Annotated in this window: 18 protein-coding genes and 3 pseudogenes; 4 read left to right on the plus strand and 17 right to left on the minus strand. The window is 59.3% G+C overall.

The features are described 5' to 3' along the window. Positions 1 to 26 precede the first annotated feature (26 nt). From Q7V03_RS01890 to Q7V03_RS01940, 11 genes are read right to left on the minus strand one after another with little or no spacing between them, the layout of a single operon-like run. Positions 27 to 1,289, minus strand: coding sequence for an O-antigen ligase family protein (locus Q7V03_RS01890; protein ID WP_304923917.1), 1,263 nt, complete (start codon positions 1,287 to 1,289; stop codon positions 27 to 29). Continuing rightward, positions 1,289 to 1,885: a CatB-related O-acetyltransferase gene (locus Q7V03_RS01895; RefSeq protein WP_304923918.1), complete on the minus strand. Its 597-nt coding sequence runs from the start codon at positions 1,883 to 1,885 to the stop codon at positions 1,289 to 1,291. The genes Q7V03_RS01890 and Q7V03_RS01895 overlap by 1 nt, the downstream gene beginning before the upstream one ends. A 35-nt stretch (positions 1,886 to 1,920) precedes the next feature. Next, the gene (locus Q7V03_RS01900) at positions 1,921 to 3,174 is read right to left on the minus strand and encodes a lipopolysaccharide biosynthesis protein (protein WP_304923919.1); all 1,254 of its coding nucleotides are present in this window, start codon (positions 3,172 to 3,174) and stop codon (positions 1,921 to 1,923) included. Between the two features lie 6 nt (positions 3,175 to 3,180). Then, entirely contained in the window at positions 3,181 to 4,638 is a 1,458-nt protein-coding gene (locus Q7V03_RS01905) for a hypothetical protein (protein ID WP_304923920.1), read from the minus strand. Then, positions 4,635 to 5,342: a cytidylyltransferase domain-containing protein gene (locus Q7V03_RS01910; protein ID WP_304923921.1), complete on the minus strand. Its 708-nt coding sequence runs from the start codon at positions 5,340 to 5,342 to the stop codon at positions 4,635 to 4,637. Before Q7V03_RS01910 ends, Q7V03_RS01905 begins: the two co-directional genes overlap by 4 nt. After that, a complete protein-coding gene (locus tag Q7V03_RS01915; RefSeq protein WP_304923922.1) occupies positions 5,339 to 6,406 on the minus strand; it encodes a nucleotidyltransferase family protein in 1,068 nt (355 codons plus the stop codon). Before Q7V03_RS01915 ends, Q7V03_RS01910 begins: the two co-directional genes overlap by 4 nt. Positions 6,407 to 6,410: 4 nt before the next feature. After that, on the minus strand, positions 6,411 to 7,088 hold the full coding sequence (locus Q7V03_RS01920; RefSeq protein ID WP_304923923.1) for an acetyltransferase: 678 nt from the start codon (positions 7,086 to 7,088) through the stop codon (positions 6,411 to 6,413). Beyond that, positions 7,085 to 8,182, minus strand: coding sequence for an N-acetylneuraminate synthase (neuB, locus tag Q7V03_RS01925; RefSeq protein ID WP_304923924.1), 1,098 nt, complete (start codon positions 8,180 to 8,182; stop codon positions 7,085 to 7,087). The genes Q7V03_RS01920 and neuB overlap by 4 nt, the downstream gene beginning before the upstream one ends. Further along, entirely contained in the window at positions 8,179 to 9,324 is a 1,146-nt protein-coding gene (gene neuC / locus Q7V03_RS01930; RefSeq protein ID WP_304923925.1) for a UDP-N-acetylglucosamine 2-epimerase, read from the minus strand. The genes neuB and neuC overlap by 4 nt, the downstream gene beginning before the upstream one ends. Beyond that, positions 9,321 to 10,502, minus strand: coding sequence for a LegC family aminotransferase (locus Q7V03_RS01935; protein ID WP_304923926.1), 1,182 nt, complete (start codon positions 10,500 to 10,502; stop codon positions 9,321 to 9,323). Before Q7V03_RS01935 ends, neuC begins: the two co-directional genes overlap by 4 nt. A 23-nt stretch (positions 10,503 to 10,525) precedes the next feature. Continuing rightward, complete coding sequence (locus Q7V03_RS01940; RefSeq protein ID WP_304923927.1) at positions 10,526 to 11,524, minus strand: NAD-dependent 4,6-dehydratase LegB; 999 nt, start codon at positions 11,522 to 11,524, stop codon at positions 10,526 to 10,528. A gap of 309 nt (positions 11,525 to 11,833) precedes the next feature. Here Q7V03_RS01940 and Q7V03_RS01945 point away from each other — a divergent pair. Together Q7V03_RS01945 and Q7V03_RS01950 are read left to right on the plus strand one after the other, a co-directional pair. Beyond that, positions 11,834 to 11,970 (plus strand): annotated as a pseudogene (locus Q7V03_RS01945) (IS1380 family transposase); the annotation flags it as partial. A gap of 158 nt (positions 11,971 to 12,128) precedes the next feature. Then, positions 12,129 to 13,210 (plus strand): annotated as a pseudogene (locus tag Q7V03_RS01950) (IS630 family transposase). Between the two features lie 12 nt (positions 13,211 to 13,222). On the opposite strand, the gene Q7V03_RS01955 reads toward Q7V03_RS01950, so the two are convergent. The 5 genes and pseudogenes from Q7V03_RS01955 to Q7V03_RS01975 form a co-directional block, all read right to left on the minus strand. Continuing rightward, positions 13,223 to 13,366 (minus strand): hypothetical protein, encoded by a 144-nt coding sequence (locus Q7V03_RS01955; protein ID WP_304923949.1) that lies wholly within the window; start codon positions 13,364 to 13,366, stop codon positions 13,223 to 13,225. Positions 13,367 to 13,373: 7 nt separating this feature from the next. Next, positions 13,374 to 14,135 carry a bifunctional 2-polyprenyl-6-hydroxyphenol methylase/3-demethylubiquinol 3-O-methyltransferase UbiG gene (locus Q7V03_RS01960; RefSeq protein ID WP_304923928.1) on the minus strand — a complete coding sequence of 254 codons (762 nt, stop codon included), beginning with the start codon at positions 14,133 to 14,135 and terminating at the stop codon, positions 13,374 to 13,376. A 27-nt stretch (positions 14,136 to 14,162) separates the two neighbouring features. Continuing rightward, positions 14,163 to 15,172 (minus strand): annotated as a pseudogene (locus tag Q7V03_RS01965) (NAD-dependent epimerase/dehydratase family protein). 26 nt (positions 15,173 to 15,198) lie between these two features. Beyond that, on the minus strand, positions 15,199 to 17,052 hold the full coding sequence (gene glmS / locus Q7V03_RS01970) for a glutamine--fructose-6-phosphate transaminase (isomerizing) (RefSeq protein ID WP_304923929.1): 1,854 nt from the start codon (positions 17,050 to 17,052) through the stop codon (positions 15,199 to 15,201). Between the two features lie 5 nt (positions 17,053 to 17,057). Continuing rightward, positions 17,058 to 17,456: a MarR family EPS-associated transcriptional regulator gene (locus Q7V03_RS01975; protein ID WP_304923930.1), complete on the minus strand. Its 399-nt coding sequence runs from the start codon at positions 17,454 to 17,456 to the stop codon at positions 17,058 to 17,060. Between the two features lie 486 nt (positions 17,457 to 17,942). On the opposite strand from Q7V03_RS01975, the gene Q7V03_RS01980 reads away from it, so the two are divergent. Together Q7V03_RS01980 and Q7V03_RS01985 are read left to right on the plus strand one after the other, a co-directional pair. Next, positions 17,943 to 19,193 (plus strand): glycosyltransferase, encoded by a 1,251-nt coding sequence (locus Q7V03_RS01980; RefSeq protein ID WP_304923931.1) that lies wholly within the window; start codon positions 17,943 to 17,945, stop codon positions 19,191 to 19,193. Beyond that, entirely contained in the window at positions 19,180 to 19,779 is a 600-nt protein-coding gene (locus tag Q7V03_RS01985) for a transcription termination/antitermination protein NusG (RefSeq protein WP_304923932.1), read from the plus strand. The genes Q7V03_RS01980 and Q7V03_RS01985 overlap by 14 nt, the downstream gene beginning before the upstream one ends. Before the next feature lie 72 nt (positions 19,780 to 19,851). On the opposite strand, the gene Q7V03_RS01990 is transcribed toward Q7V03_RS01985, so the two are convergent. Beyond that, positions 19,852 to 20,934, minus strand: coding sequence for an IS630 family transposase (locus Q7V03_RS01990; RefSeq protein WP_304923948.1), 1,083 nt, complete (start codon positions 20,932 to 20,934; stop codon positions 19,852 to 19,854). Between the last annotated feature and the right edge of the window lie 229 nt (positions 20,935 to 21,163).

Consider the following 21,163-nt stretch of genomic DNA (forward strand, 5'->3'; position numbering starts at 1 on the left):
GTGCCGCCGTCCATTGCCCGCTTCGGTCAAACGGCATCTGCGGGCGCAAGCCTTTGGCCACCTGCTTCTGGGCGCAGGGAGTATTTGATCCGGGGTGAAAAGGCTAGGCCGTTGAAGGCAAACAGCACGAAAAACGGGGTAAAGCTGAGCGGTTCCGCCAGAAGCGACAGCAGAAGTATCGCACCAAATATGAGGCGATGGTCAAACAATCGCTGGCGGAATATCGACAGAAGATAGACGCCACCCAAAGGCAGACCGAGAGAGAACAGCACAACTATGACACCGTTTGTGTTGTAACGACCATTCTGATCCTGATCGCTGAGTGTGGAAGTATCTGTGTTGTTGACCTTCAAATAATTGAGATACGCGCGGTCGTTGAAGCCTATGCCAACTATGGGATGTTCAGCCAGAATGTCAACCGCCACCTCCAAGTCATAGCTTCGTGCAGAGGTCGACCCAGACCGGTCGCCCGTTAATTTCGCTGCGATGTTTTGTTCGGCCGAGGGGTAAAAGACAGGGATAGCGACTAGGATAACAAAAAGCATAACGAGTCTGCGCGTTGAAAGTCCCCGCGTGAAGATTGGAACGATGGAGAAATAGGCGGTCTGAATCGAAGCTGTCGCGATGCCGGTTGTCGATTGAGTTAGAAAGATCGCAGCGACGGTCGCCAGAATCCAATGCCACTTGGCCTGTCTTGCGAACAGCAAGAACAGCAACACATTCAGATAGAGCTGAAAGACGCCAGGTTCCCAGAAGAACCCCATGGGTCGCATAAAGCTGCCTTGCGTCGCCAAAGGCACACTGAAATTAAACACGCCAATCAGCGTGTAAAGGAGTTGCCGATCCGATTGGATGAGCGTGAATAATCCGGGGGCAAAGTAACTTATCGCAAAGGTAGCAATGCATTGAAATGCCATGGGCAACAGCAGGAACAATAAATCAGATTCTAGCCTTATGCGATTTTCGGACCAATAGATCTTGAGCAAAAGCAACCCGATCATGAAGTTGACCCCGCGCGTCACATTGGCGAGCAGGTCGATTTCCTGAATGCGCACGAAAGCAAACAGCATGACCAAAGCAAGCCACAGATAGACCGACATTTTGCTTTTGCTGACCTTCGCCGACAGAAAGCCGAAAAACAGCGCGCCCAAGGCCAGAATCAGCAAAGCCAGTGGAATACGCGGAATCAGCAGATTGCCACCACTGAGCAGAATGGCACCAAACAGGATGAACCTGCGCAAGAAGCGCTTTGGGTCGGCTGTGGGCGAAGGGAAGACCGGGGCCTGCATCAGCCGAACCGCCTGACAAACTCTGCTGTGTCACCGAAGGTGGCGGCATGACTGCGCAATTTGTCTTCGCTCCAGTCCCACCACTGAATGCGCTGTAGTGCGGCAATGGTGGTGGCGTCAAATCGGTAGCGGATCAGGCGGGCAGGTGAGCCGCCAACGATGGCATAGGCCGGCACATCGCCCGCCACGACCGAGTTGGCCGCGACCACCGCACCGTCCCCGATGGTGGCCCCGCGCAAGATGACGCTGTTGATGCCGATCCAGACATCGTTCCCGATCACCCGTGGCGGGCGTTGCTTTTGGCTTTGCGTCGCCGCGACCAGACCGCCAAAGGCCGGAGAGATCGGGAACGGATGCGTCGTGACCGCGTCCAGATCGTGGTTGCCGGGGCCAATCACCACCTGACGCGCGATCGAGCAGAACTTGCCGATCCGGGCCGTCTCGACATAGCTGCGGGGGCCGCTGACATAAGAGTAGTCTCCCAGGACCACATCGCCACCCATCTCGACCCCGGCCCGAACGATGGCGCGATAGCCGATGCGGGCCTGCCGTCCGACGTTCCAGGATTCGACCTGGTGTTGCCGACGGCGATTCATGATCATCCAGTAGGCAGCCAAGATGGGAGGGCGGATCAGCCCTTTGATCGACGTCGCCAACTGCCCTTACCCCTTTCTGCCATGATCACTCGATACTGCCAGTAAAGGTAAACCGCTGAAACTGCCACTGCCACAGTTCGGGCGATGACAACCGCCTGGAGCGAGAACAGCCCCAGCATCACGATCAGGCCCAAAACCGCGCTGTAACAGACCAACAGAATTATGCCCGACACCAGCATAGGCCTCATTCTGCGCGAGGCATACAGCGCCAGGGTCGCATTGTCGCGTTGCAGCATGATGATCAGGCTTGGAATGGCCAGCAACAGCAGCGGGATCGAGGGTTCAAACTGCGGCACCAGCAGGCGCACGGCGGTGGGGACCAGCGCTACGGTCACAAGCAAGACCGCGATGCCATAGACCATCACTTCTTTCAGATGGCGGCGCAGCACTTGGGCCAATCGGTCGCGGCTGTCGGCCTGCACCGTTTGCGGCAGGTGCACGTTCAGCAGCGCCGCAGGGACCAGTTGGAAGAAGGTCGTGAACATCATCACCAGATAGAACTGGCCCAGTTGGGCGTCGCCCAGAAGAAGGGTGATGGACCAACGCTCGATCTGGTAGGTCAGCAAGAGCGACAGGCCGCCCAGAAACTGCATGATCCCCAGCGACCACATCAGCCGCAGCGTCGCCGCATCGGGGCGTTTGGGATTGGGCCGCGAGAGGGGTTCGACAATCAACGCGCCAACCGCCACCAGCACGGGCTGCAGCAGCATCGAGGCCAGCGCCGCCGTCAGACCAAAGCGCAGACTTGCCGCCGCCGCAACGAGCGACACCGTCACGGCAGCAATGTTGATCAAGTTCGAGTGGCCAAGCGCCTTTTTCGCAATCAGAAGGTTGTTCATCCAGGTGGAGGCCAATGTGGCCAGCCCGGCGAAAACCCCGATGATCAGCGTTTCAGGGGCCACGACCGGGATCAGCAGCCACTCTTGCCCGGCCAGCGCAACTAGGGCGGCCAGAACGGCCAGTAGGGCGATGCCCAGATGCAAGGCGTTGGCCACGCGACGGGTCTGCTCGACCTTGTCCTCTGCGAAAAGGACGAAAGCCCCGTTGATCATGCCCAGTTGTACAAAACCGACCAGCATCACAATGGTCTGCAACAGGGCCATCTGGCCCAGATCAGCCAGCCCCAGCGTTGCCATGAACATCATGTTGCGCGCAAAGGCGACCACGCTGACCAAGGTGTTGACCAGAACATAGCGGTACTGGGCAATCTGAGCGGACAACTTTGCCATGCCCTATCAAAGCCCGGCAATCGTTTGCAGCAGGCTTTGGGCGACATTGCGGGCGTTCTGGGTCAGGTCGATGCCATATTTTTGGGCACGGCCGACGAAGAAATCGGTCAGGCCAGGCTTCAGCGTCGCCAGATAGGCGGCCACAAAGGGGATCAATGCGTCATCCGTGATGGGCGCTTCATCGCGCCGCGCGTACAGCGCTGCGCGCAGGTCGCGGATGTGGTGCAGGTGTTGCACGCGCGGGCCGCGCGAATAGAAAGTCTTGCCAAAGGTGTAGACCTGTTTGCCCAGCAGCATCGCCTCGAAACCCGCCGTGCCGGTGATGGTGATCACGCCTTGCGCGTGGCGGATCACTTCTTTGCCAGGGATGTCGGCGGCCAGCAGGCGGATGTTGGGAACAGAGGTCAGCCGGTGGTAATCGATAGGGTTGCGATAGGCATGGTCATGCGGGTGATCCTTGACATAAAGCATGCAGCCCGGCGGCAGTTGCCCGGCAATGTTCTGGATCAGCTTGGTCTGGTTTTCGTAGATGCCATGGGCGTGGTAAAGCACCACGGCCTCTGGTTCCAGATGCAGGGGATAGAAGAAATAACGTTCCCCCGGCACGATCTTGTCGAACCTGACATGGCGATAGGCGCGCAGGTTGCGGTATCGGTCCAAAGACCGGTTTCTTGACGCCTGCCAGTAATCAATGTTGTCCAGCACTCGGTCTTTGCCCGCGCGCCGCATCGGCTGCACCACGCCTTGATAGACGGCACCCGCCCACTGCCGCAACGGAGATTGACGCCGCCCCAGTCGCGCGCCCAGAAACACCTCATAGCTTTGGCGGAATTCGGCCAGAAACGCCGCCGCCTCGGTACGGTCGGGGGACTGGCGACCTGCGGTGATATCGTCAAAGGCGCGGTCAAGATCGGGGCAGGTGAAATCAAACCCTGTCATGGTCAGATGGTTGATCGTGCCCTTCTTCCCGGTTGCCATGATGTTGTAAAGATAGCGCCCACCCCGCTGCGAAAGGATCAGGGCAGGCAGGAAATTGAACATCAGTGTGCAGGGTTCGTGCAGCAGGAAGTCGATTTCCTGTTCGGCGATGAACCGGTTCCAGTACAGATAGTAGGTCGCCGTCAGCCGCAGCGCTTCGTCATAGGTCAACAGGGAAAAACCACGGTCGCTTTGGATCGCAGAGTTCAAAGTGAAGGCCCCGCCCGTCTGCGTGACGATCAGCGTGTCGATTTCCTCCAACAGCGCGGGCGTCACCGAGGCGGTCGGATAAAGGGCGGCGATGTCTTCCTTGAAGCTGCGCCCTGCCACCGTGATCCCCAAGGTGGCAAGATGGGCCACTTCGGGTTGATCATAGGCCAGGTGCTGCACGTCCAAAGTTTCAGCCAGCGGACCGGCCAGACCTGCGAAAAGATCAGCCAGCTCCAGCCGGTGGAACAGCAGGATCCGCGAGCGTTTGGCAGTCATTGCGCGGCCCCTTGGTGCATGGTGGCAAGACGGGCTTCGGCTCGTTCGAAATCGGCCAGGGTGTCAATATCGACGGCCCGTGATTGCGGCAGCTGGTGGCCGATGCAACGCGGGGTCACGAATTTGCGGTCGCGCAGAAAGACATCGGTCCGCATGAAATAGAAGGCGCCGTTCAGCAGATAGACCGGGGGCAGATCTTGCCGCCGCATGCCACCCGGCCAAGGCGGCAGCAGCGAGTTCAGAAAACCGGGGCCGTCGGTTACGTACATCAGCCAAGGCGATTGCTCAGCCTCGGACACCGAAACGCAGCCATCCGCCCCGGCCGCCTGCATACGGCCAAAGGCCTGATCCAGATCGTCGGCGTTGCGCAAGGGGGATGTCGGCTGCAGCAACACGAACACGTCATGGCCCGGACATTGCCCAAGGGCATGCGCCACCACATCGGCAGAGCCCGCGCCATCGGTGGCCAGATCGGCTGGGCGCAGGAACGGCACTTCGGCACCAGCGGCCAAAGCCGCCTCGGCAATCTCGGGCGCGTCGGTCGAAACGATCACCCGGCTGATGCAGCTTGCGCCCAAGGCCGCCTCGATGCTCCACGCGATCAAGGGCCGCCCTGCCAAGTGCCGGATGTTCTTGCCCGGCAGATCCTTCGATCCCCCCCGCGCAGTGATCACCGCCAGAACCGAAGGGGCAGCATGCGTCATGGTTCGCCACCGGTTTCAAAATCGACGCGGGCGCGCTCCAGATCTTCCATGCGGCCAATGTCAATCCAGTATTCCTGCAAGGGAAAGACCGACGCGGTGAGGCCCTGCGCGATCACGCGTTCGAACAGCGTTGGCATATCCAGCCAAGTGCCCGGCACCACATTGTCCAGTGCTTCGGGCGACAGCACATAGATGCCCGCATTCACGAAATGGGTGTAGGTCGGCTTTTCAACGATTCCGCGCAGCCGGGTTTCATCGACCACCTCAACCACACCGTAAGGCACCTGCACCGAGTATTCGCGCGCGCACATCGTGGCCATCGCCCCGGTTTCGGCGTGAAAGCGCAACACGGTGTCGAATTGCAGCGACGTCAGTAGATCGCCGTTCATCACGATGCACGGCGCATCGGGCCGCACCGGCAGCAGCGACAGCGCGCCCGCAGTGCCCATCCGCTGGGTTTCGTGGACATATTCAATTTCCGCACCAAAGGCCGCGCCATCGCCGAAATGGTCGCGGATCATCTCGCCCTTGTAATTCAACGCGATGGTGAAACGGTAAAAGCCCTGATCGACAAAGGTGCCGATAATCTTTTCAAGGATCGGACGGCCCCCGATTGGCAGCATCGGTTTGGGCACGGTTTCCGTCAGCGGACGCAGACGGGTGCCAAGCCCCCCGGCCATCAGGATCACGCGGGTTTCGCGCCGCGTCAGTCCGGTCAGGTCATCGACATGCAGCAGATCGACCAGCCGACCTTCGGCGTCAATGATCGGCAATTGATGCAGCTTGCGGGCCAGCATCATCTGGCGCGCGGCACTTGGGCCGCTGTCGACCCGCGCTGCGGCAAACTCGATGTGCATCACCTCGGTCACGGGCGCGTCAAGCGCCACCCCCCGCAACAGCGCGCGGCGAATATCCCCGTCGGTTACGGTGCCAACAAGCCGGTCATCGGCATCCGTCACCAGGGCGATCTGGCGCGCGCCCCGGTCAATGGCCGCCATGGCCTCGTGGATCGAGGCAGCGGTTCCGACAGAAAGTGCGGCCAGACGGGGGTTTGGGCTGGTCATGATCTTACCTTTGCTCAAGCGGGCGGGCCGGATTTCCGACGACGGTGACACCGGGCGGCACATCTTTCGTAACCACCGCTCCCATGCCGATCACAGCCCCGGCCCCGATCACCAATGGCTTGTCGGGCGTGCCTTGCCGGATCAACGCGCCCGCACCAATATAGGCGCGATCTTCGATGATCACATTGCCTGCACACGTGACATGTGGCCCAAAGGTCACAAAATCGCCCACGCGGCAATCATGGGCAAGGTAGCTGAAGACGTTCAAGTGAAAACAAAGCCCAACCTGAACATCCGACGACACAATGCTTTGCGCGCACAAGATGGCACCGGCCCTTAGGGTCGCACGGTCAAACACTTCGGCGCTGGCGGCGCGCGCCTCAAGCGGCACTGCCCCGCTGCGCAGTGCCATATCATGCAGACGCGCGCGGATTTCTCCATCAGCAATGGCCAAGACAAAGGCCTTTGCACGCGGGCTTGCCAGAAACTCGGTCTCTGCCATGACGGGCACGCCGTTTTGATCAGGCGCGGCGGATCTTTCGACAAAGACAAACTGCGCCTGCGGTTCGGCAGCGGCATATTGCTTGCGCAAAAGCGGCATGACCTCGCGCCCAAATCCAGCGGCACCAAACACACCGATCAGACGTCCGTCAGAACCTTGGGCACCGCTTGCTTCGGTCATGAAAGCCCGCCGAAATGCAAAGGCTGATCAAACGCGAAGGCTTCGGTGGTCTTTTGCCCAACCAGATCCCAAATCGCCATGGCAGAAATCGGACCGCCCGCCCGTTTGCTGGCCAGATCATCTTCGGACAAGGTATGGCCGACTGGAAGATCACGGGCCGCGACAACGCATTTGCGGGCAATCAACCTGTTGCGCACCTCTGCGCCACCCGGTTGCTTGATGCCATTACCAAGCCCCGCCTCCACGGCGCGAATGTCGCGCACCAGCGCCGCCAAATCCGCAGGTTCGACCGAGGCCGCGTGATCTGGCCCCACCATGCCACGATCCAGTGTGAAGTGCTTTTCGATCACCACCGCCCCTCGGGCCACCGCAGCGATGCTCATGGCATTGCCTTCGGTGTGATCCGAATAGCCGACCGGCAAGCCAAACGCCGCGCCCATGGTGTCCATCGCGCGCAGATTGGTGTCCGCGACCGCCGCCGGATATTCGGTCGTGCAATGCAGCAAGGTGACCCGCGCGCGCAAAGCGTCCCATGCGGCGGGTTTCAGCAGCGCTGCGGCGAAATCCTGCCGCGCCTTGGGCGTGCCGTCGGTCATCATGCCAAAAGCCAAGACACCCAGCGCTTCTTCAACCTCGGCCAAGGTGCCCATGCCCGTTGACAGCATCAGCTTCATGCCACTGCGGGCAGCGGCCAAAAGGATGGGGCCGTTGGTCAGCTCGCCCGAACCAAGCTTGAGCGTGTCCAGCTTCAGAACATTGCCAAGAAAGGTCAGGCTGTCGATGTCAAAGGCTGTGGACAAGAACGCGATCTGACGTTCGGCGCAGCGTTTGATCAACACGCGATGCGCATCGGCCGACAATTCCAACCGGCGCAACATGTCCAGCTGGCTTTCGGTCGCGTCTGTCGTCACCTTTTGATATTCAGCCTTGCGCGCCGTACTGGACGCCAGCTTTTCGGCCTTGAAGGTCTGGAACTTGACGTAGTCAGCCCCCGCTGCGGCGGCGCAGTCAACCAGTTGCAGGGCGATGTCCAGATCGCCGTTATGGTTGACGCCCGCTTCGGCGATGATGATCGTTTTGGTAAGGCTTGTCATATCGAAACATCCACAAAAGATTTGCGCAGCAGGTCACGCGGGCGGGTGATCCGCCCCAGATGCGCCAGAATACGATGGGCGGCCTGACCATCACCGAAAGGGCTGGTCATCTGGCTGCAATCGAGTGTCAGACCCCGGCGCATCGCGGCTGCAGTTGCCTCTGGCGTTGGCTCGCAATCAATCACCGAAGCCGCCCTTGGTCGGCGCGCCTGCCGGTCACCGATGTTGATCGTGGGCAGATGAAAGCTGGGCGCCTCCATGATGCCGCTCGAGGAATTGCCGATCACCAGATCGCAGTGCCGCAGCGCCGAAAAATAGCGCATCGAGCCCAGCGAGGCGTGAAACACCGCCCCCGCGCCCCGCCGCGCCACGAAATCCTGCACCAGCGCATCAATCGCCCGCGCGCCCGGATCGGCATTCGATCCGGTGAAGATCAGCCCCGCATCCGGGAAAGCGCTCAGGGCGTCCAGCATCGACTGGGCCTGCGCAGTGGAATCCTCGGACAGGGTGGCGGGGTGAAAGGTGATGACGAAATTCTGCGCCTTGGGTGTCAGACCCACCGCCTGAAAAAACGCCGCGCGCGGCATCGGGTCCAGCGAGAGGATGCGGTCGATCCCGGTGGAGCCTACGGCATGAACATGCATAGGGTTCTCACCCAACTGCACAATGCGGGCGGCGCTTTCGGCGTTGGTCGGAAAGTGCAGCGTCGCCAGCTTAGTCAGCGCGTGGCGGATTGAATCGTCCATCGCCCCTTCGGTCACATCGCCGCCGCAAAGATGCACGATGGGCACAAGCGCCACAACGGCGGCCAGAGCGACGGCCAGAATCTCATAGCGGTCGCCCAGAACCAGCACGACATCCGGCTGTGACGCAGCTAGTGTTTGCCCCATCAGCGCCACAGCGGCACCCATGCCCTGCGCCAGCGCCTGCGGTCGGTCGTCGTCGGTCAACCCCATATCCATATGATAGGTGGGGCGATGCCCATCGGCGGCCATCGCCGCGAGCGAGGCGCTGCCGGGCATCAGGTGTTGGCCGGTCGCCGCGATTTCAAGCGAGAACCGGTCATCGTCGCGCAGAAGGTTCAGGACAGGGACCAGCAGGCCCCAATCCGCCCGCGTTCCTGTGACCGCCAGCACTTTCATGCACGATCCGCCAGCATCGCCGAAGACGGCAGGTTGATGATGCGCCGCTCTAGATCCTCGGCCACCGGCAGGGGCGCGCATGGGCAATGGGCGTTGAAGGGCAGGCTGGGCATCAGCGACCAGATCGGTCGGGCCATGTAACCGGCGGCGTTGATCCCATCCAGTAGCTGATCGCGGGTCGTTTCGTCTGTTCCGGGTGCAAGGATCAAGGTGTTCAGCCAGTAATTGCTTTGCGCTCCTTTGGGTTCTGCAAAGATGTTGGCACCGTTCAAGTCGGCAAACCTGTCGATATAGCGTTGCGCCAGACGACGCTTCTTTGCCACCCGATCGCCCAGTTGGGCCATCTGCGCCACGCCAAGTGCGGCGTTCAGGTTCGGCAGCCGATAATTGTAGCCGCATTCGTCATGATCAAACGCCCAGCGGTGCGGCACTTTGGCCGTTGTGGTCAGGTGCTTGGCGCGGCGGGCCATGGACTCGTTGTTGGTCACGATGGCCCCGCCGCCGCCGGTGGTGACGATCTTGTTGCCATTGAAGCTGAGCGCCGCGACCGTCCCGAAACTGCCAAGCTGTCGGCCCTGCCACAGGCTGCCCAGACCTTCGGCGGCGTCTTCGACGATCACCAGACCGAATTCCTCGGCCACAGCGGCCAGACCTTCCATGTCAACCGGATGGCCGAAGACATGCATCGGCACCACACAGGAAATGCGCCGTCCGGTTTCCGCGTTGATCAGACCGTCAGGCCCGACGCGACCAATGCGCAGCAAATGCGCCCGCAGGGCGCCGGGGTCGACGCCCAGAGTGTCCGGGGCGCTGTCGATGAAATGCGGCACCGCGCCCAGATGATAGGCGGCGTTGGCAGTCGCCACAAAGGTCAGCGCCGGCATCAGCACCTCGTCGCCCGCAACCACCCCCGCCACGCGCATCGCAACTTCCAGTGCGGCGGTGCCGTTGACAACGGCCACACCGAACGCCGTGCCACAGGCGGCGGCCACGTCACGTTCGAACTGATCGACAAAGCTTCCGACCGATGACACCCAACCGGTGTCGATGCATTGGGTCACAAGCTCGCGTTCAGAGCCCAGAAACTCCGGCGCATGCAGAGGAATGAAACTGTCTGCCGCGCCGATCACATGTCGAAGCCGCGCGACCACATCGTGCAGAAGTGCGGTTCTGGGCATAGATATCTCCATCGCGACTGGGCTTAAATGTTGTAGCGGTCGGCTTTGTAAACCGACAGGTTGGCCGGGTTCTGGAACCATTCGGCGGTTTCGGCCAGACCCTTTACAAAGCCGTCGCGCCCACCGAACTGCGGGTTCCAGTTGAATAATCTGGTTGCAACCTCGGTTCCGGCAAACAGGCGTTCAACCTCGCTTGCCTGGGGACGAACGCGTTCTTCGTCCAGCACCACCTCGACCGATACACCCATGGCTTCGGCGATGACGTTGACCGTGTCGGCGATCGAGATTTCAAAACCCGAACCGATGTTGGTTACGCGCCCCAAGGTGGCATCGCAGCCCATAGCCTGAATGAAGCCACGCGCAGTGTCGCGCACAAAGGTGAAGTCCCGCGTGGGGCTGAGTGCGCCCAGTTTGATCTGGCGCGACCCTGACGCGATCTGGCTGATGATCGTCGGGATCACCGCCCGCGCCGACTGCCGGGGGCCATAGGTGTTGAAGGGCCGCAGCACCGCCACCGGTGTCTCGAAGGACCGATGGAACGACAGCACCAGTTGATCGGCGGCAACCTTGGTGGCAGCATAGGGCGACTGCGCATTCAGCGGGTGTTCTTCGGTGATCGGAACAAACCGCGCTGTGCCGTAAACTTCGGAAGTCGACGTGGAAATCACCCGCGATGTGCCCAGACGGCGCGCCGCCTGTAAGACATTCAACGTGCCGGACACGTTGGTTTGCACATAGGTGTCGGGCGAATGGTAGCTGAACGGAATGGCGATCAGGGCCGCCAGATGCAAAACTATGTCCACGTCTTTCATGGCTTCGGCAATGCCATGCGGGTCGCGGATATCGCCGGAAACCACCTCGAACTGGCCCGCTATATCCTTGGGGACATGGTCCAGCCAGCCCCAGCTGTTGTGGGAATTATAGAGAACGAAGGCGCGGGCGTCGTAGCCTTCGCGGACCAGCATTTCTGTCAAATGCGACCCGATAAATCCATCGGCACCCGTCACCAGCACTTTACACATGACTTCCTCTTTATTCTAGTTTTGAAAAGCTTGCTCACGTCGTCTTATCACAACGACATGTAGGCACCTCTTGCCAAGGATTCTACGTTTATTTCCGCATATTTTTTCTACTTTCTCGGGACGCTGTTGCACGAATTGTCTGACGGCCGATCTGTCCCTTCTGCCGGAGAGACCTATCCCTCGACGCTCATGACGGGGATTCTGAGTGTAGTAAACCCGCATTCTCCAAGTAATCCGCTTATTCCGCTATCGTGCGCATGGTATTTTCGCTATAAGTCATGGTGTTGGTGACTTCGAGGGACGTGTTTCATGGATCATCCAGAGGGTGCGGGCATGCAGATCGGGTGGATTTCGCCCCTCGCGTGCGGTTGGAATTTCTCGGCACGCAGCTCAGGTCCGACGGTGGCCTGCTGGTGATGTTCGAGCTTGATGACACGCTCGGGTTGCTTCACAATAAGACCGTCGATCCACCCGGATCCATCGTCAAGCGCCTAAGTTTGCGACAAAGCCCCGCGCCGTCTTCAGTGATGACGAACGTCTTTAACTAGTGTTGGCCACCTGACGGACGATTACCATTCTAGATGCCGTGTGCCATGTTCGGGGCATGAGACGAGATGACATCTGCCTTTACCTTGGCCCCGCTGACCCTGCGGAACTTCAAGTTCTGCTCACCGACCGTAACACGCCGCGCAAGGTTGTCTGGCGCGGCGAGATCGTGCTGGCGACGGCAGATGGCTGCGGCACCAATGAGATCATGCGGCGCGCGAAGACGTCCAAGCCCACCGTCTGGCGCTGGCAAGGGCCCTATCTTGACGAGGGCGTGGACGGGCTCAGGCGCGACAAGACTCGGCCGTCCCGGGTGCCGCCTTTGCCCCGGGAAACACGCCTCAAAGTGATCACAATGACGGTGCAGGAGGCCCCGCCCAATGCCACCCACTGGAGCCGCGCCCTGATGGCGGAGGCGGTGGGCATTTCGCCGTCGAGCGTTGGGCGTATCTGGGCGGAAGCCGGTCTCAAGCCGCACCTGACGCGCGGGTTCAAGGTGTCGAACGACCCGATGTTTGAGGAAAAAGTCACCGAGATCGTCGGGCTTTACCTCGACCCTTCGGACCGGGCGGTCGTGCTTTGTGTTGACGAAAAGTCGCAAATTCAGGCGCTCGACCGGACCCAGCCGGGACTGCCGCTCAAGAAGGGCCGTGCAGCCACGATTACAAGCGCCACGGCACGACCACGCTGTTCGCGGCGCTTGATGTAAAGTCCGGAATGGTCATCGGCGAATGCCTGCCGCGCCACAGAGCTAAGGAGTTCCTGCGCTTTTTACGCCGCATCGACCGCGCTGTCCTCAAACCCCGCGATGTCCATCTGGTGCTGGATAACTACGCCACTCACAAGACGCCCGAGGTCAGGGCACGGCTCGACAAACATCCTCGCTTCAAGCTGCACTACACACCGACCAGGGCGTCATGGCTGAACATGGTCGAACGCTTCTTTGCCGAGATCACCACAAAACGCATCCGCAGGGGCAGTTACACCAGCGTCGGCGATCTGGAAGCCGCCATCTACGACTACCTCGGGCAGCACAACACAAAGCCAAAGCCGTTTACCGGGACCAAAACCGCCGAAGACATCCACAACCGTGAACGACGTGCGCTGGACAAACTCGATGAAATCAGAGGAAACAGGTAGCAAGCGTCAGATTCAGAACACTAGAAAGCCGCTAATTACGAAAAAGATATCCACCCCGACGAAGCCCCCGGAAAAACCGGGAATTGCGGCGTGAAACAGGATCACCGGAATGACCTCAATGGCCCGAAGGCCGTCAAATTCCGGGCGGTATCTCATTGTTCAACTACGCCAGTTTCCGCCGCACAACATAGATGAATGTTTCGGCAGCATTGTCACCCGTCGCAAGATAGAAAATGCCTTGCCACAGCCGCCAAACCACGAACAATGGGGTAAACACCATGAAATAGGTACTCATCCAGAATAATTCTCTCTGCACAACCGTCAGGCCTGCGGCATTGAAAATCTGTTCGATCTGCCCCGGCACGCATTGGTCGTAACGGGCGGGAAATCCTTGGTGATCCTTCACTTCGGGCAAAACGGCATAGAGAATCTTCTCTTTCAGCCGCTGCGGCAGGATGAGGTTCAGCCGCGCGAAAACTGCATTTCGGCTTGGTGCAAACATATAGGCCAGACTGTCCGGCTTCAGGATGGAGGCGATAGCAAAAATCGCCGCCCGGGTATCGGGCACATGCTCAAGTGTCGCCTGACATATCACTATATCCGCATCCCCAACACCTTCATATCTGCACAGATCGGCGACAATCACCTCGTCATATGTTCCTTCCAGCGCAGCGGCGAGTTCGTCGGCATCGATATAGATGCCAATGGTCCGAAGGCCCCACCGCCGCTTCATTTCGGCATCGGCAAAGGGTTGAGACCCGCCGCCGCAATCGTAGCACGTTGCCCCTTTACGCATCGCGTCCGGCAGTATCCGGGTTCGAAAATGGTTGTTGCCATCCCGTCGCAGCGACAAGGGCAGTAGGTTGATGAAAGCCGTTGATGCACGGCGGTTGGCGTGAATGATCCGTCGAAGCCAATTACTCATTCCATTCCACCCGCATCTTCCAAACCATCATTTACCGTAATACTCCCGGAACCACGCCACAAACTGCGCTATGCCGTCGCGGAAATCGGTTTGCGGGCGGTAGCCGGTCAGGTGCTGCAACTACTCGGCATTGGCCCAAGTGGCGGGCACGTCGCCCATCTGCATGCCCATTTAATTGCGGATCGCCTTGCGCCCCAGACATTCCTCGATCGCATCGACGAAATCCAGCAGGCGCACCTTGTCAGAGTTGCCGATGTTGACCACGCGGAACGGGGCAACCGGCGACAGGCTGTCGCCTTCGCGCACCACACCATCGGCCGGGAGCACTGGTACCGCGTCGATCAGCAGCATGATGGCGCGGACCAGATCATCGACATAGGTGAAGTCGCGGTACATGTCGCCGTGGTTGTAGATGTCGATCGGGCGGTTTTTGAGGATGGCATCGACAAACTTGTACAGCGCCAGATCCGGGCGTCCCCAGGGGCCGTAAACCGTGAAGAACCGAAACATCGTGGTGGGCAGGTTCCACAAATGGGCATAAGCGTGTCCCATGCTTTCGGTCGCTTTCTTGGTGGCGGCATAGATCGTCAGCTGGGTGTCGGCCTTTGAGGTCTCGACGAAAGGCATCACCTCGTTGCCGCCGTAAACCGAACTGGTCGAGGCCATCAGAAGATGCTGCACACTGAGCCGCCGTGCTGCCTCCATCACATTGAAGGTGCCGATGACATTGCTGCGAGATAGGCGCGCGGGTTTTCAAGGCTGTAGCGCACGCCCGCTTGGGCGGCTAGGTGCACGATCACCTCGGGGGCAAAGTCATCGGCGATGCTGTCGAACAGCACCTGATCTTCAAGCATGCCTTCGGTCATCGAAAAGGTGGGACTCTGCAACAGCATCGCATGGCGGCGCTGTTTCAGGGTCACATCGTAATAGTCGGTCATGCCGTCATAGCCATGCACCCTGAAGCCTTCAGCAAGCAGCAGTTTAGCCAGATGGAAACCGATGAAGCCAGCCGTGCCGGTAATAAGAATTCTTCCCATACTGTCTGTTTGTTCCTTCGAATGCTTCACTCAACCGTCACCGACTTCGCCAGATTGCGAGGCTGGTCCACATCCGTGCCCTTGAGCACTGCCACGTGATAGGCCAGCAATTGTGCAACAACGGCGAACTGGATCACCCCCCAGGCATCCCGCCAGGCTTCGGGTAGGTCCGGCAGTTCGAGGCGCGCGTAGCTGGTTGCTCCGGAAAGCTCTGCGCCCTGCTGATCGGTGACCAACAGGATACGACCGCCACGTGCGGCAACCTCCTCGGCATTGGAGAGCGTCTTTTCAAACAGCGGTCCGGCGGGGACGAAGACCACTACCGGCATCTCGGGGTCGACCAGCGCGATGGGGCCATGTTTCAGCTCGCCAGCGGCATAGCCTTCGGCGTGGATGTAGGAAATTTCCTTCAACTTCAGCGCCGCTTCCAGTGCCAGCGGATAGGTGATGCCGCGGCCAAGGAAAATCGCGCTTCGGGCACCGACCATCATCTCGGCACGCTGCGCAATCTTGCCGTCAAGCCACAGAACATCGGTGACCACCCGCGGCAAAGCGACAAGCCCGCCGACAAGCTCTGCCTCTTGCGCCCCCGAAAGTCGGCCGCGCGCTTTTGCCGCCGCAAGTGCGATGGCAGCCAGCACGACAAGTTGGCCGGTAAAGGCTTTGGTCGAGGCAACGCCGATTTCCGGCCCGGCAGCAATTTCAAGGATCTGGTCAGCCTCGCGTGCGATCGAACTGGTGGCAACATTCACCACCGCGATGCGATGCGCCACCCGGCCCCGCAGATGCTTGAGCGCCGCCAGCGTATCCGCCGTCTCGCCGGACTGGCTGACAAAAATCGCGATCTCGCGACCGCTGAGCGCCAGATCCCGATATCGAAATTCGCTGGCAATCTCGATTTCAACCGGCAGACTGGCGAATCGCTCGATCCAGTATTTCGCAATATGGCAGGCGTAATGCGCAGTGCCGCAAGCCACCAGCACCACCCGGTCCGCTGTCGTAAAGTCGACCCCGGCAAGCAAGGGCTTCAAACAGCCATTCTGATGATTAACCAGTCCTCGCAGCGCGCGGGCGATACTTTCGGGTTGTTCAAAAATTTCCTTGGCCATGAAATGCCGGTACGGACCCTTGTCCACTGCCCAGCTTTCGGCCACGATTTCCTGCACCGGGCGCACGACCTCTGCGCCAGCCCGGTCCAGGATCACCGTGCGCCGATGGGTCAGCACCGCCATGTCGCCATCATCAAGGTAGCTCACATGTTGGCTGAATGCGGCCAGCGCGAGGGCATCCGAGCCCACAAACATTTCGCTGTCACCTGCCGCGTCAGTTTCGCCATACCCGATCGCCAGCGGCGATCCCTGGCGCGCGGCAATCATCAAGTCATCCTCGCCATCAAAGATGAAGACCAGCGCATAGGCCCCCATGATCCGCCCAAGCGTGGCCGCTACTGCGGCAACCGGCTCAAGCCCCCCGGCCATCATTCGCGCGCAAATCTGCGCCACGACCTCGGTATCGGTCTGCGAGGAAAATACTGCGCCGCCTGTTGTCAGTTCCGCCCGCAGGTCCGCGTAGTTTTCGATGATACCATTGTGGACCACCGTCACCGGACCGGCGTGGTGGGGGTGCGCGTTGGCTTCGGTTGCGGCCCCGTGGGTCGCCCAACGGGTGTGGCCGATCCCGATAAGTCCCGAGAGCGGATTCGCAGCCAAGGTCACGCGCAGCGAGTCGAGCTTGCCCACAGCACGACGCATGGCAACGCCATCTGGCTGCAGCACGGCGACACCGGCGCTGTCATAGCCGCGATACTCCAATCTCGCCAGCCCGGCGACGAGTCGCTCGGTGACGTTGGCACTCCCCAGGATACCTACTATTCCACACATGATTGTCATCCCTGTTCGGTCTTTGAAATTTGTTCTTGTCCTATGGTTTTGCAGGCATCGTTGTTTGGCGACTTTCTGTCCATCTCGTGCTGAACCGCCGCAATCTCGACTTGAAGCGCCTCGTATTCGGCCGACTTCCGCCGCAGAAAGCGCCCCGCCGGCGCGGCCTTCTCGGCCACACCCTGCGGGGTCAGCAGATAGGCGTAACGCAGCTTGTTGTTCGATACGCTGAAGTTGTGCACTTTCACATGCTCCTTTTCGGTCAGCGCGCGCAGACACAAGTCGATCGCTCCGACACGCATAGCTGTTGCCGATCTGCGGTGGGTCAACTGCGAGTTTTCGCTCAGCCTGCGCAGCACCCGAAAGCGGGTGTCCTCGCGGAAGGTGCGGTCAGTCTTGTCCATTTTCTGTCATGATTGCTGCCTGGCGAGCACAGGAATAGCTACCGCACGAAGGCTCACTTGGATGAGCGCCCGTTGGTCTCTGCTTCGACGCGCCCGATCTGGGACCAGCCTTTCTTCGCGGGTGAACGATTAGCATTTGGTTTCAGCTGTTGGCAAGTCCCCGACAGTGCTGTTCGCGGAATTTTACAGGATGGGACAGATGTTTACACGATCTTCTGGGCTCATTTTGTTCGCTTCCAAGGACATGTCACAATGATGTTTCCTAGGTCGTGCCACGGTAACTTCGCCGGTGAATCACCTGGTTTGTGTAAGATGGCGATCACCGCCGTATCGGCCAAAACAGCGGCGCCCGGATCGAAATGTGAGATGTGGTATTGCGTTCTCACTCGAAGACGCTACAAGTTCCGCAGCTTAATGGCGTTATTCGGAAATCCGCCATGGGTTGTCCGCTATGGATCCGCTGCGATTTAGGAATGGAGTTGGTATTTGCCATTTTCGGATGTGAATAAATTTCTATGGGTTTTTGTGCTTTCATTGTGTGTGAACGCTTTCGTTGTCATCACCAAGAAGCACCACATTGGTCAAAGTGCACGGATCTTCGATCAGATAGCGGTGCAGGCGATGCACCGAACCCCGACTCCGCGCATCGGCGGGGTGGGCGTTGTCTTGGCACTTCTTGTCGCGTTTCTGGTCCTGATGCGAGCCCCTGACCGTTCGTACTGGCTGCTTTTCGCGCTGTCGATCGCGCCGATCTTTCTGGCGGGCCTTGCCGAAGATCTGGGCTATGGCGTCAGCCCTGTGCGTAGACTTCTTGCCGCAGCCTTCTCCAGCGTAATTTGTGTCATTCTGCTGGGCATCTGGGTTCCCCGTGCAGATATTCCGTTGGTGGATTATATCTTCACTTATGCCCCCTTCGCCATTCTGTTCACGATCTTCGCCGCCAGCGGTATATCCCATGCGTTCAACCTGATCGACGGGACCAACGGACTGGCTGCTGGGATCGGTGTGTTCGTCGCACTTGGTCTTGCCGCGATTGCCACAAAGGCGGGCGAGGCGTCGATCAGCATCGCTGTTTCTTACATGGTTCCCGCGCTTTTGGGCTTTATGATTATGAACTACCCTTTCGGCAAGATTTTCCTCGGGGATGCCGGGGCCTACGCGGTTGGCCATGTTCTCGCGTGGGTCGCCATCGCACTGCTGGCGCGGAGCGAGGCGCTGACGACCTGGGCGATCATGCTGGTGTTTTTCTGGCCAGTGGCCGATACAATGCTGGCCATATACCGTCGCAGGCGGTCGGGTAAGTCTGCGGGTCAGCCTGACCGGCTGCATTTTCATCAGCTGGTGATGCGCACGCTCGAAATTGCATATTTCGGTCGAAAACGCCGCCACATTGCTAACCCCCTGACCGCATTGGTGGTGCTGCCGCTGGCCTCCGTCCCGGTGATCACCGGTGTTCTTTTGTGGAACCAGCCGCTGGCCGCCTTTGCTGCTTTCATCCTGTTTTCTGTTCTGTTCTTCAGCAGCTATTTGCTGGGTATGCGGTTCGCCTATGGAATGGCCCGGGGGTTGAACAAATCTGCGCGTAGAGCCCACATCGACGCCGCTTCAAAGGCGCGATCATCCGCCACTCCAATGCACAGCCAGCCCCCTGAGGCGGCGACGCCGCCTTGGGTTGCCACCAAAGAATCGACTCGCGTGATTGGTCAAGAGCGCCGACAAGCTCGTGACCGTCATTGACGGCCGGCTGCATAGCGAAGATGCGGTTGGAGAAAACCCGAACAGTTGGGGTTTTGGAACAACAAGTGGCTCTATGAACGCACAGTTTGACCTTAATGAATGCTATCTTGCACAGTGCAAGCCCAACTGCGGCAAGATCGCGGAACGAAATCTGAAGCGGCAGGGCATTCGAACCTTTCTGCCGCTTTCGCAGCAGACACGATGCAGCGGGACCAAGTTTGTATCAGAGCTGCGGCCGCTGTTTCCTGGATATATTTTTGTCGGCGTGCACGCGGGTGGGCAGTGTTGGCGCGCGATCAACAGCACCTATGGTGTGTCGCGGATTGTCGCATTTTGCGAACATCCGGCCCGCGTGCCATCGGCTTTTGTTGCCGACCTGATGCGGCGCTGCGACGCTGAAGGGCGATTGCTTCCGCCACCCCAACTTGCTCCGGGTGACAGGGTGCGCGTGATCAGCGGGTCGTTTGCCAACTTTCTGGCAGAAGTCGACACGATTACGCCGGATCAACGTATTTGGGTACTGTTGGACTTGATGGGGCGCAGCTTGCGCATCGAGCTGCCCGAGGCCAGCGTGACCGGCGCATGACGATGGACATCGACATTCAATTGCCACGGCCTCAATGCAACCGCGTGAAATTGCTTGCTGTGCAGCGGGCACCTAGTGGATTGATTCCAACGTTTGGAACCCACGATTTCGAGCAGCAATAATTTCGTCTGGATCGGCTTTCCAGATGAAAGGCTTTGCTTCGGTTTTATTGTGCTCGGCGACGAACCGGTTGATTGCGGCCTTCAGATCGTCGACGGATTTAAACACGCCGTATTTCAAGCGTCTGCGGGTAAGTTTGGCAAAGAAACCTTCCACCGCATTGAGCCAGGAACTGGATGTCGGGATGAAATGAAAAGTCCAGCGGGGGTGGCGGACCAGCCAGGCGCGGGTATTTGCGTGTTTGTGGGTGCCATAATTGTCGAGGATCACATGGATTTTCTTATCTCCGGACACTTGACGTTCAATCTGGTCAAGAAAGCGCAGAAACTCCTGATGCCTGTGGCGTTGCATGTTCTTTGAAATCACGCTGCCATCGAGCACATTGAGTGCCGCGAAGAGCGTGGTGGTGCCGTTGCGCTTGTAATCATGGGTCAAGGTCCGGCCCCGGCCCTTTTTCAGGGGCAAGCCAGGCTGGGTGCGGTCTAGTGCTTGAATTTGTGACTTTTCATCGACCGAAAGCACCACCGCGTGGGCCGGGGGTGAGATATAAAGCCCGACCACTTTGCGCAGCTTTTTGGCGAAATCCTTGTCATTCGACAGTTTGAACTGCCGCCAGCGATGCGGGCTCAACCCATGGGATTTCCAGATTTCATGCACGGTCGAGGCACTCAATCCGACCACATCAGCCATGGCACGCACGGTCCAGTGACTGGCCTCATGAGGCGGGGTCTTCAGCGTCAGGGCGATCACTTCATCGACCTTCGCCCGGCTCACCGGCGCGATCCGCGAGGGCCGCGTTTTATCGCGCAACAGCCCCGCTACCCCTTCGCGCATAAAGCGTTCCTGCCAGCGCCAGACACAGGTTTTCGACTTGCTGGTAGCGGCCATGATCGCACTCGTGCCCAATCCATCGCCGCTAAAAAGAACAATCCGAGCCCGCCATACATGCTTCTGAGGGGCACAACGATCCGCGACAATCGCGTCCAGACGACGGCGATCATCGGCGGTGACAGTAAATGAAATTCCTTTGCGCATACCAAAGACTCGCACAATCGAAAAAGTTTGGGAATCCAAATTCGGACTCTTACGTTACCGACAATCCACTAGTTACTTTGCCGCAGCCGTCGGACGTTTGGAAACCAACCGTTTGCGGATCAGTGCGAGAGGAAAGTTGAGCCATGCGCATTTTGGACGGTGGTCTCAGGTTTCAGACCGGCGAGGGGCTTTTTGTTCATCCGGGATGGAACACGCAGCTCGAAACCTA

The organism is Cypionkella sp. (assembly GCF_030652235.1).
In the GTDB taxonomy this organism is placed as follows: domain Bacteria; phylum Pseudomonadota; class Alphaproteobacteria; order Rhodobacterales; family Rhodobacteraceae; genus Cypionkella.

What these genes read in the sequence shown, in the direction of transcription:
- Q7V03_RS01990 (WP_304923948.1), bottom strand. Translation starts at nt 20,934, where the DNA reads ATGCGCAAAGGAATTTCATTTACTGTCACCGCCGATGATCGCCGTCGT.
- Q7V03_RS01935 (WP_304923926.1), bottom strand. Translation starts at nt 10,502, where the DNA reads ATGCCCAGAACCGCACTTCTGCACGATGTGGTCGCGCGGCTTCGACAT.
- glmS (WP_304923929.1), bottom strand. Translation starts at nt 17,052, where the DNA reads ATGTGTGGAATAGTAGGTATCCTGGGGAGTGCCAACGTCACCGAGCGA.
- Q7V03_RS01900 (WP_304923919.1), bottom strand. Translation starts at nt 3,174, where the DNA reads ATGGCAAAGTTGTCCGCTCAGATTGCCCAGTACCGCTATGTTCTGGTC.
- Q7V03_RS01955 (WP_304923949.1), bottom strand. Translation starts at nt 13,366, where the DNA reads ATGAGATACCGCCCGGAATTTGACGGCCTTCGGGCCATTGAGGTCATT.
- Q7V03_RS01905 (WP_304923920.1), bottom strand. Translation starts at nt 4,638, where the DNA reads ATGACTGCCAAACGCTCGCGGATCCTGCTGTTCCACCGGCTGGAGCTG.
- Q7V03_RS01915 (WP_304923922.1), bottom strand. Translation starts at nt 6,406, where the DNA reads ATGACCAGCCCAAACCCCCGTCTGGCCGCACTTTCTGTCGGAACCGCT.
- Q7V03_RS01910 (WP_304923921.1), bottom strand. Translation starts at nt 5,342, where the DNA reads ATGACGCATGCTGCCCCTTCGGTTCTGGCGGTGATCACTGCGCGGGGG.
- Q7V03_RS01940 (WP_304923927.1), bottom strand. Translation starts at nt 11,524, where the DNA reads ATGTGTAAAGTGCTGGTGACGGGTGCCGATGGATTTATCGGGTCGCAT.
- neuB (WP_304923924.1), bottom strand. Translation starts at nt 8,182, where the DNA reads ATGACAAGCCTTACCAAAACGATCATCATCGCCGAAGCGGGCGTCAAC.
- neuC (WP_304923925.1), bottom strand. Translation starts at nt 9,324, where the DNA reads ATGAAAGTGCTGGCGGTCACAGGAACGCGGGCGGATTGGGGCCTGCTG.
- Q7V03_RS01960 (WP_304923928.1), bottom strand. Translation starts at nt 14,135, where the DNA reads ATGAGTAATTGGCTTCGACGGATCATTCACGCCAACCGCCGTGCATCA.
- Q7V03_RS01890 (WP_304923917.1), bottom strand. Translation starts at nt 1,289, where the DNA reads ATGCAGGCCCCGGTCTTCCCTTCGCCCACAGCCGACCCAAAGCGCTTC.
- Q7V03_RS01975 (WP_304923930.1), bottom strand. Translation starts at nt 17,456, where the DNA reads ATGGACAAGACTGACCGCACCTTCCGCGAGGACACCCGCTTTCGGGTG.
- Q7V03_RS01920 (WP_304923923.1), bottom strand. Translation starts at nt 7,088, where the DNA reads ATGACCGAAGCAAGCGGTGCCCAAGGTTCTGACGGACGTCTGATCGGT.
- Q7V03_RS01895 (WP_304923918.1), bottom strand. Translation starts at nt 1,885, where the DNA reads ATGAATCGCCGTCGGCAACACCAGGTCGAATCCTGGAACGTCGGACGG.